We start from the raw sequence: 14,739 nt of genomic DNA on the forward strand, positions 1-14,739 counted from the left end.
GATCTCATCCGTAGATGAGTTAGCGAATATTGATGATGGTTTGCGTAATCTGGTCGGCCGTCGAAATCATTTGCGAGTTGGCCTGGAAGTTCCGCTGCGCGGTGATCATGTTGACCAGCTGCGCGGTGATGTCGACGTTCGACGCTTCCAGCGCACCCGACTGAATCAGGCCGAAGCCCGAGTTGCCGGCCTGGCCGTTCAACGGCTGACCCGAAGCAAACGTCTGCGCCCACGTGGTGTCGCCGAGCTGCTGCAGGCCTTGCGGATTCTGGAAGTTCGCGATCGCGACCTGACCGAGCTCAGTCGACTGACCGTTGGTGAAGCGAGCCTGCACCACGCCGGTGGAATCGATGTCGATGCCGATCAAGCGGCCGGTGGTGTAACCGTCCTGCGTGATCGAGGTCATCGTGAACGTATCGCCGTACTGCGTCGTGCGGCTCAGATCCATCGTCACGTTCATCGTCGCCGCGCCGGTCGACAGGCCCGCGGCCGCATCGTAGGGCGGCAACACGAACTGGCCGTTGGCCGGCGTCGTCAGATTGCCGTTCTGATCATAAATGAGATGCTGTGTGCCGGACGGGTTGCCGTCGATGGTCACATGCATGTCCCATTCGTTGGTCGCCGTCTTCACGTAGTACATGCTGGCCGTATGCGCCGCGCCGAGCGAGTCGTACAGCGTCATCGAGCGCGCGGTGTTGTAGCTGGTCTCATCGGCCGCATCGAACGGCGTCGTGGTCGGCACCGTGGCGGCGGACGGCAGGTTGAACACCGTCTCCACTTCCGACGTGGCGGCCGGCGAGCTCTCGCTCGTCACCAGACGCAGGTCGGTCATGGTGCTGGTGTTGAAAGTCCCATTGGCTCCCGCCGGATACACCTGCAGGCGCTGAGCCTGGCTGTTCACGACGTAGCCGTCGTTGTTCGGGCGGAATGCGCCGGCACGGCTATAAACCGTGGAGCCGCCGTCGCTCAGAATGAAGAAGCCCTGGCCGCTGAGCGCCAGGTCCATGCTGTTGTTAGTGGTGTTGATGTTGCCCTGGGTGAACTGCTGCGACACCGAGGCCACCTTCACGCCGTTGCCGGTCGCGTTACGGTTGACGCCGTACGGAGAAACAGCAAACAAATCGGCGAACTCGGCGCGCGACTGCTTGAAGCCGGTCGTCGACGAGTTGGCGATGTTGTTGGCGGTGACGTTCAAGTCCTGCTGAGCCGCATTGAGACCGCTGAGCGCGATACCGAAAGACATTTTCTTGACTCCTAAGACGAAAAACTACAAACCGAAAATTTCGACTACCCCGAACTCGATGCCACTACCGGTCGTAAGACCAACTCAATCGAGATACTTGGCGAAGTGTCATGATTCGGCTGCGGGAGAGTAGGAAGCCGGTTAAAACTGAAATCTGTTACTGCACGCGACGCACGTCGGCCATCGAGATCGAGCCGAGCGTCGGAGTATTCAAAGCAAGATTGTTGCCGGACGCGTCCATGCTGACGCTGGCCACGTGCCCCGCCATCAGCACCTCGAGCGATCCGGTCTCGCCGCGCACGGTGGCGACGGCTTCGATGTCGTACGTGTCCGATTCAGCCTGGGTGCCGTCGGTGCGCATGCCGTCCCAAGTGAAGTTCTGTGTGCCTTCGGCGGTCTCGAGCTGAATCTCGCGCACGACGGCGCCAGTCGAATCGGTGATTCGCAGCTGCAGAGAAGTCGTGCCAGCGGGAACGTCGATCTGACCGCTGACCGAGCCGCCCTGGGTGTGGTCGAAGCTGTCGGCCGAGGCGAGGATGTCGCGGCCGATCATGGTCGAGCCGTTCAACGTCTGCGTAGCGCGCAACGACGACGCCAATGTTTCCAGCGAGGTCCCCATTTCCTGCACGCCCGTCACGGTGCCGAACTGCGCGAGCTGCGAAATGAACTCGGTGCCTTCCAGCGGCTTCAACGGATCCTGGTTCTTCAACTGCGCCGTCATCAGCGTCAGGAACGAATCGATGCCGAGCGTTTGATCTTTCTTCTGTCGCGCCTCGGCTTCAGCCTGCGCTTGCGCGGCCCAGTTCTGGATCGGATCGGTGCCAATAGTCATGTCAACTCCAAATACTTCTAGCTATTACGAGCCGAGCCGCAGTGTGGCCAGCATCATTTCCTTGGCGGTGTTCATCACTTCGACGTTGTTCTGATACGAACGCGACGCCGAGATCATGTCGGTCATCTCTTCGACGGTGTTCACGTTGGGCGAGTACACATAACCATTGGCGTCCGCGAGCGGATTGCCGGGCTCGTAGCGAGCGTTCGGCGCTTCCGGATTCTCGAAGATGCCTTTCACGGACACGCCGGAGGACGACGCGTCCTTGCCGAGGCCGTTCTTGATGGCTTCGAACAACGGATGCTTGGCCCTGTAGACCTGATTCGGATCGCCGCTGACGCTGTCGGCATTGGCGAGGTTGCTGGCGGTGGTGTTGAGGCGCACGGTCTGCGCGCTCATGCCGGAGCCGGCGATGTTGAAGATGTTGAAAGAGGACATGTGTCGTTACCTCTTATTGGCCCGTGATGGCGGTCATCAGGCCGCGGAACTTGGAATTCAGGAACTGCAGGGTCGCTTGATAGCGAACGGTGTTCTCGGCGAACTGGGCCTGCTCCATCTGCGCGTCGACGGTGTTGCCGTCGAGCGAGGGCGCGAGCGGGTTACGGTATTTCAGTTCAGGCGCGGGCGAGCCGTTAACCATCTTGGGGCCGATGTGCCCGGCATTCGTGGTCTGCAGATGCACACCCGGCTGCGCGCTGCCGCTGGCCTGCGCGAGCGCTGCTTTGAAATCGATGTCACGAGCGCGATAGCCCGGCGTGTCGGCATTGGCGAGGTTCGCCGCCAGCAACTCGGTCCGCTGCGAGCGCAGCGTCAGCGCTTGCGCGTGCACTCCTAGATGTTTGTCGATTGCGCTCGTCATAACTACATCCGCCAGAAAACTGTCTGCGAAAGTAGTTAGCAAGGCGCGTGCCACCTCCCTGCGAGCCGCATGTTTCCTCGCGCTCTCACCGCCCTCGAGCCTTAGCAAACAAAAAAGTCGCGACGTGGATCACATGGGGCGGCGGCAAAAATTTGCCGCGTGGCGGAGTGATGGCGCTGACACGTCGGCGGTTCGCGCCTCGCGAGGCAGCGTCGGTGGCTGAAGCCGCGCGTCGCCTCAACGCCTATAGATCAGTGGTAACGGAGAGCGTCCTTAAGAAGAGACGTCGCCGTAACTCCTATAGATCGGCGATCGCAGCGACGCTCTTTCCCCATGCCAAACCTCCGGGCCGGCTGACACGGCTCGACCGTCCGGTCGGTTGGTGCGTATCCGTTTCGGCGTCTGGCTGATGTGTTGGCTGCGTCACAGTTCGTACGATCAACGTCGCACGTTCTGGGGCGTGCGCGGTTTGTGGCACTTCACTTGCTTTGTTTCAGGCAGCGTCAATGAGACGACTCTCGGCGGTTTCGATAGTGAGCAGCTTTCGTTCTTATATAGGTGCCCTGATGGGCGCCGTTGCAGCTCTGGCCTTCGCGGCGCACGCGAACGCCGGCGGCGTGCAGAACATCGATTCGATTCGGGGAGCGGCTGAGGAATTCGTACGGTCTTCCCTGCCGGAAAAATCCACCAAACATTTCGTGACCGCCGGCAACCTCGACCCGCGGCTGCGGCTCGATGAGTGCGCCTCACCGCTGGAGGCCTTCTCTCAAGGCACGGCGATGAACACCGGTCGCATGACCATCGGCGTGCGTTGCCCGTCCGCGAACCCATGGACCATCTATGTCCCGGTCACGATCGAGGTCGAAGTCTCCGTACTGGTGCTAAGACGCCCGCTCTCCCGCCGCTCGCGGGTCGAACTGGCCGATGTCGAGCCGCAAGTAAGACGGCTGCCAGGACTGGCGTCAGTCTTTATTAATGATGTGGGCAGCCTGCAGGGCCATCGCTTGAAGCGGTCGCTGCCGGTAGGCACGGCGCTGACGGTCGAGATGCTCCAGCCGGACGTGCTGGTTCGTCGCGGTCAACAGGTCACGTTGATTGCCGCTAACAGCAGTGTGCAGATTCGCGCCCAGGGCCAGGCGCTCACCGAAGGGGCCGTCACCGAGCGGGTGCGGGTCCAGAATGTGAGTTCGCTCAAGGTTGTGGAAGGTGTAGTGGAAAGCGACGGAGTTGTCAGGGTCGGGTTATGAAAACCGGTGCGAAAGCGCGGCGATTTTCTGACATTGGGGTTTTCCCTGCGTCGCGAAACGGCGCCACATTTGTCAGAAGCTGGCCGAGTGTGCCGCAAGTCCCAGAAACTCCGGGTGAAAACGAGTTTTAGGTCGATGCCGACGCTGTGCGGGAGTGAGTGAAGCCGAGTTGATTTGACCTATTGTCACGACGGTTTTTCGCGGCTTGGGTGATTCCCCTAAGGCACCTCTGAGGCGGTGACCGATGAGGTTGCTAAAGTTCTCAGAATCGCGGCCGTTACCCTCTTCGAGCGGTGCGACGTTGTTGTCGTTGCCGCAACCGGAGAAAGGACGTGACTACCAAAATCACTGGCTATCAGAACACCCCCGTACAGGTGGGCACCGATAAGTCGGTGTCGCGCGTGAAGGATGGTGCAGCGGGCTCCGCCGAAGTGGCGAGCAAGCCGGCCAACCCCGTGCAGATCACTGACCAGGCCCGCAAGCTGGCGGCGCTGGAACAGACAGTGAATAGCGTCCCGGTGGTGAACGAGGCGAAAGTCGCGCGCATCCGCCAGGCGATCGAAGATGGTAGTTACCAGGTGGCGCCGGAGCGCATCGCCGACAAGCTGCTCCGCATGGATCGCGATCTGGGAGCAGTTCTGAAGTAAGGAGTGAGGTCTCGTGGATCCGGTTGTCTGTCGCGATACGCTCGACAAGTTGATCGCCGAAGAATCGAGCACGCTCGACCAGCTGCATCAGCTGCTCGAGCGTGAGCATGAATATCTGGTCGCCAATGACGTGGACGCGCTGGAGCGCGCCGGTCATGCGCGTCAGAACTGTATCGGTACGCTGATGCGTATCGAAGACGAGCGCAAAGCGCTGTGCCGGGCACTGAACGTGCCGGCCGACAATCACGGTCTCGATCGCATCCTTGCCTGGTGCGATCCGAACAAACAATTGCGTGTTCGCTGGAAGGATCTCGGCGAACGTGCCGACCGCTGCCGTACGGCCAACGATCGCAATGGCGCGCTGGTCACAGCTCGCATGAGCCGCACCCAAGGCTTGTTGGATATCGTGACGGGTCGCGCCGGACAGCCCAAGACCTATGGTCGCCAGGGCGCATTCCAGAATCAGCCGCGCGCCGGCCGCGTGATCGTCTCTGTTTAACTTTCCATCACCGGCCGCGCTAGCGGCCAGGTGATGTTTCCTCATCCGTTCAGTTGATTCAGGTCGACGGCTCTCTCGGGAGCCGGCGGCGCGTCGCTATTTGCAACGACATCGCCGAGTCGTAGCAGGATGCTCGCGGTGAGCTTGCTGCCCTCCTCTTTCACCATGCGCGAGACCGCCAGGTTCAACAGCGCATTGGCAATGTATTCCCGTTGCGCCATCGGCACGTTGCGCAGCGAGCTCTGAATCCGATGCATCACGGATTGCAGCTGCGCCACTTCCACGCCGCGATCGTCATCGGTCATCACACGAGTCAAACAACGGCGGGATACGACTGCGTTCATCACTTGGCTCCGTTGACTCAGGACACGAAATGCAGCGCCTCGACCCAGGCTCGCAAGCCGACGATCGCGGCGAGCCCGGCACTGACCAGAGAAGGAAAAGCAGGGAGTGGTACGCGCAACCAGCGTTGTCGCGGCGAGGCGGAATAAACCAGCGCGGCAGCCAGCATCCAGGTTGCAAGCGCAAAGATCAGCAACCAAACATCCATTGGCACAGCTACCTCGATTACGCCGATGTTTGTTATTCGGCGGCGCGATGTGAGATAGCTGGCTGCGCCGCTGTGGGGGAGAGGAGGCGGCGCTTGCTGGCGAGATCGCATCGCCCTTCGGGCTCACGATCAATTCATTTCAGGAACAAGCCCACTGCGGTCCCGCAAGACAGGTGAGCGATCGATCCAGCATTGAGTCCCGCAGGACTCAGGTGACCGAGCGACCTAGCACCGAGTCCCGTGAGACTCAGTAGCCGATCGCTTCAGCGAGCGGTCACTTCGTCAGGATCAGCTTGTTACTGTGAGTCACACGCAAGCGGTAATAACCGCCGCTGTGCTCGATCAGAATTTCCCGCGCCTTGCCGAAGAGCTCTTCGGAACGCAGTAAAGGAATCGCCGGCAAACGAGCGAGCTCGGGGGCCGGCGATCGAACCTCCGCTGGGCGGAGAGGGGTTTTGGATTGTGTGTGCAGCATGGATGCAAATGATAATGACTCTCACTAACAGTGCAAGAGTCTATTGGACTTTTTTTGAATCCTGCCGTTTTGTACCTATGCCGGCGAGCGACTTAGGGCAATGCGCCCATGTCTTTCAAGGCGTTACGGATGACCGTCTGATTTTGGGCGCTGGCCGCCTCGCCCTTCTCCGCCACCTCGTCCGCCTGCGCGAACAGCGGATGGAACAGGCCGAGCTTGTCGACCGGCCCTTTCAAGGTGACCTCGCCCTGCTTCACGAAGATCTGCGACCACTCATCGCGCACCTGATCCCAGAATTGTTTGGTGCGCTCGTAATAAACATCGGCCTGCGCGAAATCTGCGTCGCGAATGCGCTCGTATCGAGCGACACCATATTCGCGCGCGACATAGGGCTGCGATGGATCGAGCACCCGTGCCGAGGTGAGCACCGTCTTCAAATTGTTTTCTTCTTGAATCCAGCCAGTCGGTGAGATGGTGTGACGATTGGTGCCGACCAGCACTTGATAGTCGTCGCGCACGCTCCATTCGCGCCGAGGCAGCGGCCGCCAGGTCTCGCCGCTCAGCCAGGAAGAAAAGCTGCCGGAGTGTTCCCAACGCCCGACGCTCGCATAACGCGGCGATTCGTCGACTTGATAGACCGTTTGCAGCCACACGCCCTTGGATTCGGCGGCGCTGAGCTTGCGACTCTGCCAACGATCCCGACCGCGATATTCGACGATGTGCGTCGGCTCGTACTGCCAGTCCTGACGCCAATGTTTGGTGACCATGGGGTCGCTGATCGAGCCGTCCTTCTGCACGATGCGCATCTCGAGAATGTGCACCAGGCTGATGTTCTTGCCATCGTCGCTATCGACGAAGACTTTCTCAGTGCCCCACGACTGATACGGCGCGTTCGGTTTTTCCAGCGATTTGAAAGGCACGACTTCGAGGAAGTCGAACGTGACCCGATACGTGCCCGACATGGCGAGAATCGCGCGACGGTCACGCTCTTGTGCTGACAAACCGTCCGCGCGCAAATCCTTCCACGCTTTCGAAGGCTCGAGATCGAGCGTGACTGGCGCGCCTTTGGTGGTGCCGCCGCGCGGCGCCGGCGCGCCCGCTTCCAGAGGCCACGAGAATGTGTAGCGCGCTGGCGCCGAAGCTTGTTGTGGTTTGCCCGAGTAGTCGTCGGCGCCCGACGCCGCACTAACGAACAGCGCCGCCGCGATGGCGGCGACCCAACCTTCCACTCTGATCATGACCAACTCCTGAACGCACTAGCTTGGATCCGACGTGGTCCTGGCGGTCCCGTCAGTGTAAGCGAGCCTCGTTCGGGAATTGCAGCCTCAGCACTCCGGCAGGTTGACGGCGAGACCGCCCAGCGAGGTCTCTTTGTAAGAATCCTGCATATCGGCACCGGTCCGCCGCATGGTCTCGATCACTTTATCGAGCGTGACGTGATGCGAGCCGTCGCCCATGAGCGCGAGGCGCGACGCGTCCACGGCCTTCACGGCGCCGGTGGCGTTGCGCTCGATACAAGGAATCTGCACGAGGCCGCCGATGGGATCGCACGTCAGACCGAGGTTGTGCTCCATGCCGATCTCGGCGGCGTTCTCGATCTGCTGGTTCGTACCGCCCTGCGCGGCCGCGAGGCCGGCGGCGGCAATGGAACAAGCGACACCGATCTCGCCCTGACACCCCACTTCCGCGGCGGAAATGCTGGCATTCAGCTTGTAGAGCGATCCGATCGCGCCGGCCGTCAGCAAAAAGGTATGCCGACCTTCGCGCGTACCATTACAGAAACGATCGTAATAACGCAGTACAGATGGCACGACGCCGGCCGCGCCGTTCGTCGGGGCTGTGACCACTTTGCCACCGGCCGCATTCTCTTCGTTGACGGCGAGCGCCCACACGTTGATCCAGTCCATCGCGATGAGGCCATCGGAAGACTGCGCCTGTTCGCGCTTCTCCAGCATGCCGCGCAACTTGGCAGCGCGACGCTTCACATTCAGACCGCCCGGCAATATGCCTTCCTGCCGCAGGCCGCGATCGATACAGGAATTCATGGCCTCGGCGATGCGATCGAGCCCAGCCAGCACTTCCTCGCGAGTCCGGGTCGCGCATTCATTGCGCATCATCACTTCGGCAATCGTCAGACCATTGCGCTCAGCGACTTCCAACAATTCCGCGGCATCGGAAAACGGCAGCGGAACCGTCGTCGCAGCCGTCGCGGTCGCCGGGGACTTGGCTTCCTCGTCGCTGACGACGAAGCCGCCGCCGACGGAATAGAACGTCGCCTCATGCAACAACGCACCGCCGGCATCGCGGGCGAACAGCGTCAACGCGTTCGGGTGATACGGCAGGCTTTCTTTGTATTTCCAATGAATGTCGCGCTCGATGCGGAAGTCGATCTCATGACTCCCCGCAAGCTTGACCTTGCCGTGCTGACGGACGTCTTCAATGAGCTTGGCAGCCGCATCGGGATTGACCTGCGCAGGCAACCAGCCCGCGAGGCCGGTCGTGACAGCGGTATCGGTCGCGTGGCCCTTACCGGTCAGCGCCAGCGAGCCATAAAGATTCACCGTCACTTGCGCGACCCGCGCCAGGATTCCTTGCTGTTCCAGTGACTTCGCGAAACGGCAGGCGGCGGTCATCGGCCCCATGGTGTGGGAGCTCGACGGCCCGATACCGATTTTGAACATGTCGAAGACACTGATGGTCGCTGCGCTCAAGAGACACTCTCGTTCAACCGTAAGCCCGTGAATAGTAAACGTCCCGCCTGCATCGCGGTGTTGCGGGCGGACACATTAATTGATGTCCAGGGACAATTTCGAAATTTTTAGCAAAAGACTTGCCAATGAGAATTATTCTCATACACTGCCCGTCTATCGTCCTCTCATTCAGTGTCCCGCGCGTCTGTGATTTCACGGGTAATTGCAGTGGTTGCTCATGGCTGAAGCCCTCCGTGCCTCCTCCGCTCAAGCGCAAAAGGCCCGCGCGTTCTGGCTGAAGCATCTTCACCAGTGGCACTGGCTGAGCGCGGCGATGTGCCTGGTCGGAATGCTGCTGTTCAGTGTCACCGGCTTCACGCTCAACCACGCTTCGTGGATCGGAGCGAAGCCCAAGGTCACGACGCAGACAGCGGCACTGCCGGCCCCATTGCTCGAGCAATTACAGAAGACGCGCGAGTCTAGTGGCGATGACAAGGCCGCGCTCCCGACCGAAGTAGCGGATTGGCTCGATGAAACATTGACCGTGCGGCTCGAGCATCGCGACACGGAGTGGTCGGACGATGAAGTTTACGTGTCGCTGCCGCGCCCCGGCGGCGATGCCTGGCTGACGGTGAATCTCGAAGACGGCGAAGTCACGCATGAGCTCACCGATCGCGGTTGGCTGTCGTACTTGAACGATCTGCACAAGGGCCGCAATGCCGGCGCCGCGTGGAGCCTGTTCATCGATGTGTTCGCGATCTCGGCGCTGGTGTTCGCTATCACCGGCCTGCTGCTGTTGAAGATGCACGCGGGCAATCGTCCCGGCACCTGGCCGATGGTGGGCCTGGGACTGGTGCTGCCGCTGCTGCTGGCGATTTTGTTTATTCACTGAATGGGGATGGACATGAAAAGGATAGCGGGTGCCCTGCTGTTGATCGGCTCGAGTGCCGTATCGTTCGGGGCCGAGCTGAATCTCAAGCTCACAATTCCACGTCTCGACGTCGCCGAGTACCACCGCCCGTACCTCGCCGTATGGGTCGAGAACCAGGATCAAAGCACGGCCGCACAACTCGCGGTCTGGTATCAAACCGACACGAAAAAAGAAGACGGCACGCAATGGCTGAAAGATCTGCGTCAATGGTGGCGTCGTGGCGGCCGCGAACAACAAATGCCGATCGACGGCGTCACCGGCGCCACTCGCCCGGCCGGTGAGCACACGCTGAGCTTCAAGAGCACGGACAAGCAACTCGCCAATCTCGCGCCCGGCAAATACAACGTCGTGGTCGAAGCCGTGCGCGAGGTCGGCGGACGCGAACTATTGCGCGTGCCCTTCGAGTGGCCCGGCACCCAGAAACAATCGGCAACCGCTCAGGGCAAATCCGAGCTCGGCGCCATCACGCTCAACGTCACTCCCTAGGCTCTCTATTACTTCGCGAGGAAGACCATGAAAACCGCACTTCGCGCCATCGCCGTCACCGCCGCCCTGCTCGCTCCGTTCGCGAGTCATGCGCACAAGATGTGGCTGCTGCCGTCCGCCACCGTTTCGACCGTCGATCAATGGATCACCGTCGACGCCGCGGTCTCGAACGATCTGTTCTATTTCAACCATGTGCCGCTACGCCTGGACTCGTTGGCGATCACCGCGCCCGATGGCTCGAAAGTGAACGCGGAGAACCCGTTCACCGGCAAATATCGCAGCGTGTTCGACGTGCAACTGAAACAGAACGGCACGTACAAAGTGGCGCTGGTCAACAACGGCTTGTTTGCGAGCTACGAAGAGAACGGTCAACGCAAGCGCTGGCACGGTAACGCGGAGAGGTTCGCGAAAGAAGTGCCCGCCGATGCAAAGAACCTGGAAGTGAGCGAGTCGGTCGGCCGCGTCGAGACCTTCGTCACCGCTGGCAAGCCGACCGAAGGCGCATTGAAGTTCTCGAATGTCGGTCTCGAGCTCGTGCCGGTCACGCATCCGAACGATCTGTACGCCGGCGAGGCCTCGAAGTTTCGTTTCCTGATCGACGGCAAGCCTGCAGCCAATCTCGACGTAGTCGTGCAGGCCGGCGGCACGCGCTATCGCAACGACCAGGAAGAGCAGAAGCTCAAGACCGACGCCAAAGGCGAACTGGCCGTGAACTGGCCGGCGCCCGGCATGTACTGGCTCGAGACCGGCACGGAAGATCAGAAGACCTCGCTCAAGCAGGCCGAGCAGCGCCGGCTGAGCTACGTCGCGACATTCGAAGTGTTGCCGCAGTAAGGCGGAATGTCCGGGATTCTCGCCGGCCTCAGCGACGCACGACTGTATTCAGCGTGCGTCGTTGTCGTTTTGTATCTGACTACCTGCGCGTATTTTCTCTGGCCGCGACGCCAGCCCGCCCTGATCGCCACCGGCCGTGATCCCACGTTGATCGCGTTCGCGAGTCAAACAGGATTCGCGGCCGAACTGGCGAATCGAACCGCACAATCGCTGCAGGCCGCGGGCGCGCCGGTGATGCTCGCGTCGTTACAGCAGATCGACAATCAGCTGCTGAAACAAACCAAGCACGCACTGTTCGTCGTGAGCACGACGGGCGAAGGCGACGCGCCCGATCCGGCCGCCGCATTCGTTCGCGATGTGCTCGACAGCACTGTGCCGCTCAAAGATCTGAGCTACGGCGTGCTTGCGTTAGGCGATCGTGAATACGACAACTACTGCGCGTTCGGGCATCGCATCGATCAGTGGCTGAGACATCAAGGCGCGACCGCGCTGTTCGACGTGATCGAAGTCGACAACGGCGACGAAGGCGCGCTCCGTCATTGGCAACATCAGCTCAGCGTGATCAGCAACAGCCCCGATCTGCCTGACTGGGAAGCTCCTCGCTACGATCGCTGGCGCCTCACAGCGCGCCATCAGGCCAACCCCGGCAGCGCGGGTGACGCCTGTTTTCACATCGAGTTGCAGCCGCAGACTGCGGATGCGAAGTGGCAAGCCGGCGATATCGCCGAAATCGATCCGCGCAATTCGACTTGGGATGACAAGCTCACGCCCCTGCCCCACCGCGAATATTCCATCGCATCGTTACCGACGGACGGCGCAATTCATCTGCTGGTGCGACAGATGCGGCGTCCGGACGGCGAGCCGGGGCTGGGCAGCGGCTGGCTGACGGCAGGCGCAAGAGTTGGAGAAGACATCGCCGTTCGCGTGCGAGCCAACCCGAACTTTCACGCGCCTCAAAGTGATGTGCCGTTGATCCTCATCGGCAACGGCACGGGTATCGCCGGCCTGCGAGCATTGTTGAAAACTCGCATTGCCGAAGGTCGTCACCGCAACTGGCTCATCTTCGGCGAGCGCAACGTCGCGCACGACAGGTTCTACGGCGATGAGATCGAGCAATGGCGCAGTCAAGGACAGTTGGAACGCGTCGACCTGGTCTTCTCGCGCGATCAGACAGAACGCCGTTACGTGCAGCACCGCGTGCTCGAGTGCGGTGACGAAATGAAACGTTGGATAAGCGAAGGCGCGGCGATCTACGTCTGCGGCAGCCTGCAAGGAATGGCTCCAGCGGTCGATGCCGCACTCTCGGAAGTGCTCGGCGCCGACACCCTCGAAAATCTGGCGATCTCCGGCCGCTACCGGCGCGACGTCTACTGAGCGTTCACGGCGACCAGCCGAGATGATTCGGATACGGTGCGCTCTCGCCCGCGTACTTCAGGCCTTTCACGCAGCGGATGATCCACCATATTGCCAACGCGAGCAGGATCGGCAGGCCGATCAAAATCCAGCTCAGCACTCCGCCGATCGCGCCGACGATCAAACCGAACCAGAACGTGCGGATCTGCAACTCGTAGTGCGTACGCAGCCACTCCGGCGCGCCGTCCTTATGGACGTAAGCCATGATCACGCCGACCACCGCCGTGATACCGCCGGAAATCAATGCCAGCAAATAGAGCACGTAGATGATGGTGACCATCGACGTATTGGCCGAGCGATCGGTAAGGCTCTGATTCACGATGGGCTCCCAGGCAAGCACGCTAATGTGAAAATTGTGCGGCCGGTCACGTTGCAGCTCAACCTGATTCACCGGCAAATAGCCGCGACTGGCCTGGATTCTTGCCGGCCGGGAATCAATTACATGCCATTCGCCACGATGATGCCCGGCGTCCGACGGCGTACTCTGCACTCACGGTTTGAAGCGCACGGCGAGGAGAGAATCCATGCTCGATTTCGAAGAAGACAACGTGGTGCACATGCCGACCGGCGTACAGACGACCTCGCCGGAAGCGGCCAAGACGCTGGAACAGGCGTGGCAGCGCCGTCGGGCCGAACTTGCCGATTGGGCGCCGTCAGCCGGCTGGCTCACCGAGCGCCGTGAAGTGCGACATCTCGGCCGCGTCGGTGCTCGCTAAGGACCGACCGGCGCGACAACAAACGACGGCTCGAGCTCTTTGGCCCAAGCCAGCAAGCCCCCTTCCAAGTGACCGACATTTGTCAGCCCGGCACGCGTAGCGATAGCCGACGCGGTCAAGCTACGCGCGCCGCTGCGACAGATGAAAACAACCAGCGGCTCGCGAGGAATCTCGGCGAGTCGTTGCTGAACTTCGCCCACAGGAATACTCACCGCTCCTGGCAAGTGCGAGGCACGAAACTCACTCGGTGATCGCACATCGACGATGGCGACTTTGCCGAGCAGCGCCCGCAACTCCACCGGCGACAGACGCCGCACCTGGTCCATCGCATCGGCACTGCAAATCTCGGCGAGATCCGCCGGCTCGTGAATGGTCGGATGATCGCCGCAGACCGCACAGTCCGGGCGCCGCGTGAATCGAAACTCGCCGAAGCGCATCGCCAATGCATCGTAAGTTAACAGTCGACCGAGCAACGGCTCGCCGACACCGACGATCAACTTGATCGCTTCGGTCGCCTGAATCGTGCCCATCACCCCCGGCAACACTCCGAGCACGCCGGCTTCAGCGCAGTTCGGCACGAGCCCGTCGGCGGGCGGCTCGGGAAACAAACAGCGATAGCAAGGCGCCTGGCCCGGCACATACGTCATCGCCTGCCCTTCGAATCGATGAATGGCGGCGGAGACCAGCGGCTTGCGCAGAATCACGCAGGCGTCATTGGAAAGATAACGTGTGTTAAAGCGGTCCGTGCCGTCGAGCACCACATCGTACTTGCCAAAGATCTCGCGTACGTTCGCGGCCCGCAGCTCAACGGTGTGTGACACCAGCTCGATCTCGGGATTGAGCGCGAACAAACGTTCCTTCGCCACCTCCGCTTTCGGCCGGCCGACGCTCTGCGTGTCGTACAGCACCTGACGCTGCAGATTCGAGACATCGACCCGATCGTTATCGATCACACCGATCGTGCCCACGCCCGAGGCCGCCAGATACAACGCCGCCGGCGAACCCAGGCCGCCGGCACCGACCAGCAGCACTCTGGCGGCTTTGAGTTTTTCCTGGCCCTGAACACCGATCTCGCGCAACGCCAGATGACGGCTGTAACGCGCAAGATCCGCTGGAGATAACGAAGGAGTCGACATCGGTTGACCATCACACTTGGCTCCCGCCCTGTCAACCGCCAACCTGAACCGTTGCTAAATAGAGAAAGCGGTGTGTCATGGATTGCGCGCTTGTTCCACGGACAGGCAGCTCTTTCGGCCGGGCTGTTGAAGCCCACCGACGACGCGCTCGATAATTCTCGCGCAGCGGGCTGACCTATTA

19 protein-coding genes are annotated in these 14,739 nt (G+C 61.1%); 8 read left to right on the forward strand and 11 right to left on the reverse strand.

The features are described from left to right. Positions 1-19: 19 nt before the first annotated feature. The 4 genes from flgE to flgB all read right to left on the reverse strand — a co-directional run bounded on the left by flgE (position 20) and on the right by flgB (position 2,934). Positions 20-1,243, reverse strand: a complete 1,224-nt coding sequence (gene flgE, locus ACFPN2_RS05645; protein WP_380595658.1) for a flagellar hook protein FlgE — start codon at positions 1,241-1,243, stop codon at positions 20-22. Positions 1,244-1,400: 157 nt separating this feature from the next. After that, entirely contained in the window at positions 1,401-2,075 is a 675-nt protein-coding gene (locus ACFPN2_RS05650; protein ID WP_380595659.1) for a flagellar hook assembly protein FlgD, read from the reverse strand. Positions 2,076-2,099: 24 nt separating this feature from the next. Continuing rightward, positions 2,100-2,513: a flagellar basal body rod protein FlgC gene (gene flgC, locus ACFPN2_RS05655; RefSeq protein WP_380595660.1), complete on the reverse strand. Its 414-nt coding sequence runs from the start codon at positions 2,511-2,513 to the stop codon at positions 2,100-2,102. 13 nt (positions 2,514-2,526) lie between these two features. Next, positions 2,527-2,934, reverse strand: a complete 408-nt coding sequence (flgB, locus tag ACFPN2_RS05660) for a flagellar basal body rod protein FlgB (protein ID WP_380595661.1) — start codon at positions 2,932-2,934, stop codon at positions 2,527-2,529. Between the two features lie 566 nt (positions 2,935-3,500). On the opposite strand from flgB, the gene flgA reads away from it, so the two are divergent. The 3 genes from flgA to ACFPN2_RS05675 all read left to right on the forward strand — a co-directional run bounded on the left by flgA (position 3,501) and on the right by ACFPN2_RS05675 (position 5,327). After that, on the forward strand, positions 3,501-4,181 hold the full coding sequence (gene flgA / locus ACFPN2_RS05665; RefSeq protein WP_380595662.1) for a flagellar basal body P-ring formation chaperone FlgA: 681 nt from the start codon (positions 3,501-3,503) through the stop codon (positions 4,179-4,181). 332 nt (positions 4,182-4,513) lie between these two features. Beyond that, on the forward strand, positions 4,514-4,828 hold the full coding sequence (gene flgM / locus ACFPN2_RS05670; protein WP_380595663.1) for a flagellar biosynthesis anti-sigma factor FlgM: 315 nt from the start codon (positions 4,514-4,516) through the stop codon (positions 4,826-4,828). A gap of 13 nt (positions 4,829-4,841) precedes the next feature. Further along, positions 4,842-5,327 (forward strand): flagella synthesis protein FlgN, encoded by a 486-nt coding sequence (locus ACFPN2_RS05675; RefSeq protein ID WP_380595664.1) that lies wholly within the window; start codon positions 4,842-4,844, stop codon positions 5,325-5,327. Between the two features lie 41 nt (positions 5,328-5,368). Here the strand turns inward: ACFPN2_RS05675 and ACFPN2_RS05680 are convergent, their stop codons facing one another. The 5 genes from ACFPN2_RS05680 to ACFPN2_RS05700 all read right to left on the reverse strand — a co-directional run bounded on the left by ACFPN2_RS05680 (position 5,369) and on the right by ACFPN2_RS05700 (position 9,063). Further along, on the reverse strand, positions 5,369-5,671 hold the full coding sequence (locus tag ACFPN2_RS05680) for a hypothetical protein (protein WP_380595665.1): 303 nt from the start codon (positions 5,669-5,671) through the stop codon (positions 5,369-5,371). A 17-nt stretch (positions 5,672-5,688) separates the two neighbouring features. Further along, a complete protein-coding gene (locus tag ACFPN2_RS05685; protein ID WP_380595666.1) occupies positions 5,689-5,877 on the reverse strand; it encodes a hypothetical protein in 189 nt (62 codons plus the stop codon). A 274-nt stretch (positions 5,878-6,151) separates the two neighbouring features. Further along, a complete protein-coding gene (hemP, locus tag ACFPN2_RS05690) occupies positions 6,152-6,280 on the reverse strand; it encodes a hemin uptake protein HemP (protein WP_246038825.1) in 129 nt (42 codons plus the stop codon). A 164-nt stretch (positions 6,281-6,444) separates the two neighbouring features. Continuing rightward, positions 6,445-7,590 carry a DUF6607 family protein gene (locus ACFPN2_RS05695; RefSeq protein ID WP_380595667.1) on the reverse strand — a complete coding sequence of 382 codons (1,146 nt, stop codon included), beginning with the start codon at positions 7,588-7,590 and terminating at the stop codon, positions 6,445-6,447. An 87-nt stretch (positions 7,591-7,677) separates the two neighbouring features. Further along, entirely contained in the window at positions 7,678-9,063 is a 1,386-nt protein-coding gene (locus tag ACFPN2_RS05700) for an L-serine ammonia-lyase (RefSeq protein WP_380595668.1), read from the reverse strand. A 217-nt stretch (positions 9,064-9,280) separates the two neighbouring features. Between ACFPN2_RS05700 and ACFPN2_RS05705 the strand changes: the two genes are divergently transcribed. From ACFPN2_RS05705 to ACFPN2_RS05720, 4 genes are read left to right on the forward strand one after another with little or no spacing between them, the layout of a single operon-like run. Next, positions 9,281-9,934, forward strand: coding sequence for a PepSY-associated TM helix domain-containing protein (locus ACFPN2_RS05705; RefSeq protein WP_380595669.1), 654 nt, complete (start codon positions 9,281-9,283; stop codon positions 9,932-9,934). Between the two features lie 12 nt (positions 9,935-9,946). Continuing rightward, positions 9,947-10,459 carry a DUF2271 domain-containing protein gene (locus tag ACFPN2_RS05710; RefSeq protein ID WP_380595670.1) on the forward strand — a complete coding sequence of 171 codons (513 nt, stop codon included), beginning with the start codon at positions 9,947-9,949 and terminating at the stop codon, positions 10,457-10,459. A gap of 27 nt (positions 10,460-10,486) precedes the next feature. After that, the gene (locus tag ACFPN2_RS05715) at positions 10,487-11,293 is read left to right on the forward strand and encodes a DUF4198 domain-containing protein (RefSeq protein WP_380595671.1); all 807 of its coding nucleotides are present in this window, start codon (positions 10,487-10,489) and stop codon (positions 11,291-11,293) included. A gap of 6 nt (positions 11,294-11,299) precedes the next feature. Continuing rightward, positions 11,300-12,667, forward strand: a complete 1,368-nt coding sequence (locus tag ACFPN2_RS05720; protein WP_380595672.1) for a sulfite reductase subunit alpha — start codon at positions 11,300-11,302, stop codon at positions 12,665-12,667. Between the two features lie 4 nt (positions 12,668-12,671). Here ACFPN2_RS05720 and ACFPN2_RS05725 read toward each other — a convergent pair whose 3' ends face one another. Further along, positions 12,672-13,025 carry a DUF4870 family protein gene (locus ACFPN2_RS05725; RefSeq protein ID WP_380595673.1) on the reverse strand — a complete coding sequence of 118 codons (354 nt, stop codon included), beginning with the start codon at positions 13,023-13,025 and terminating at the stop codon, positions 12,672-12,674. 205 nt (positions 13,026-13,230) lie between these two features. On the opposite strand from ACFPN2_RS05725, the gene ACFPN2_RS05730 reads away from it, so the two are divergent. Then, positions 13,231-13,422 (forward strand): hypothetical protein, encoded by a 192-nt coding sequence (locus tag ACFPN2_RS05730; RefSeq protein WP_380595674.1) that lies wholly within the window; start codon positions 13,231-13,233, stop codon positions 13,420-13,422. Here ACFPN2_RS05730 and moeB read toward each other — a convergent pair. Continuing rightward, entirely contained in the window at positions 13,419-14,558 is a 1,140-nt protein-coding gene (gene moeB / locus ACFPN2_RS05735; RefSeq protein WP_380595675.1) for a molybdopterin-synthase adenylyltransferase MoeB, read from the reverse strand. The two genes, ACFPN2_RS05730 and moeB, sit on opposite strands and share 4 nt — an antisense overlap. Positions 14,559-14,739 lie beyond the last annotated feature (181 nt).

The organism is Steroidobacter flavus, from assembly GCF_042651805.1.
In the GTDB taxonomy this organism is placed as follows: Bacteria; Pseudomonadota; Gammaproteobacteria; order Steroidobacterales; family Steroidobacteraceae; genus Steroidobacter; species Steroidobacter flavus.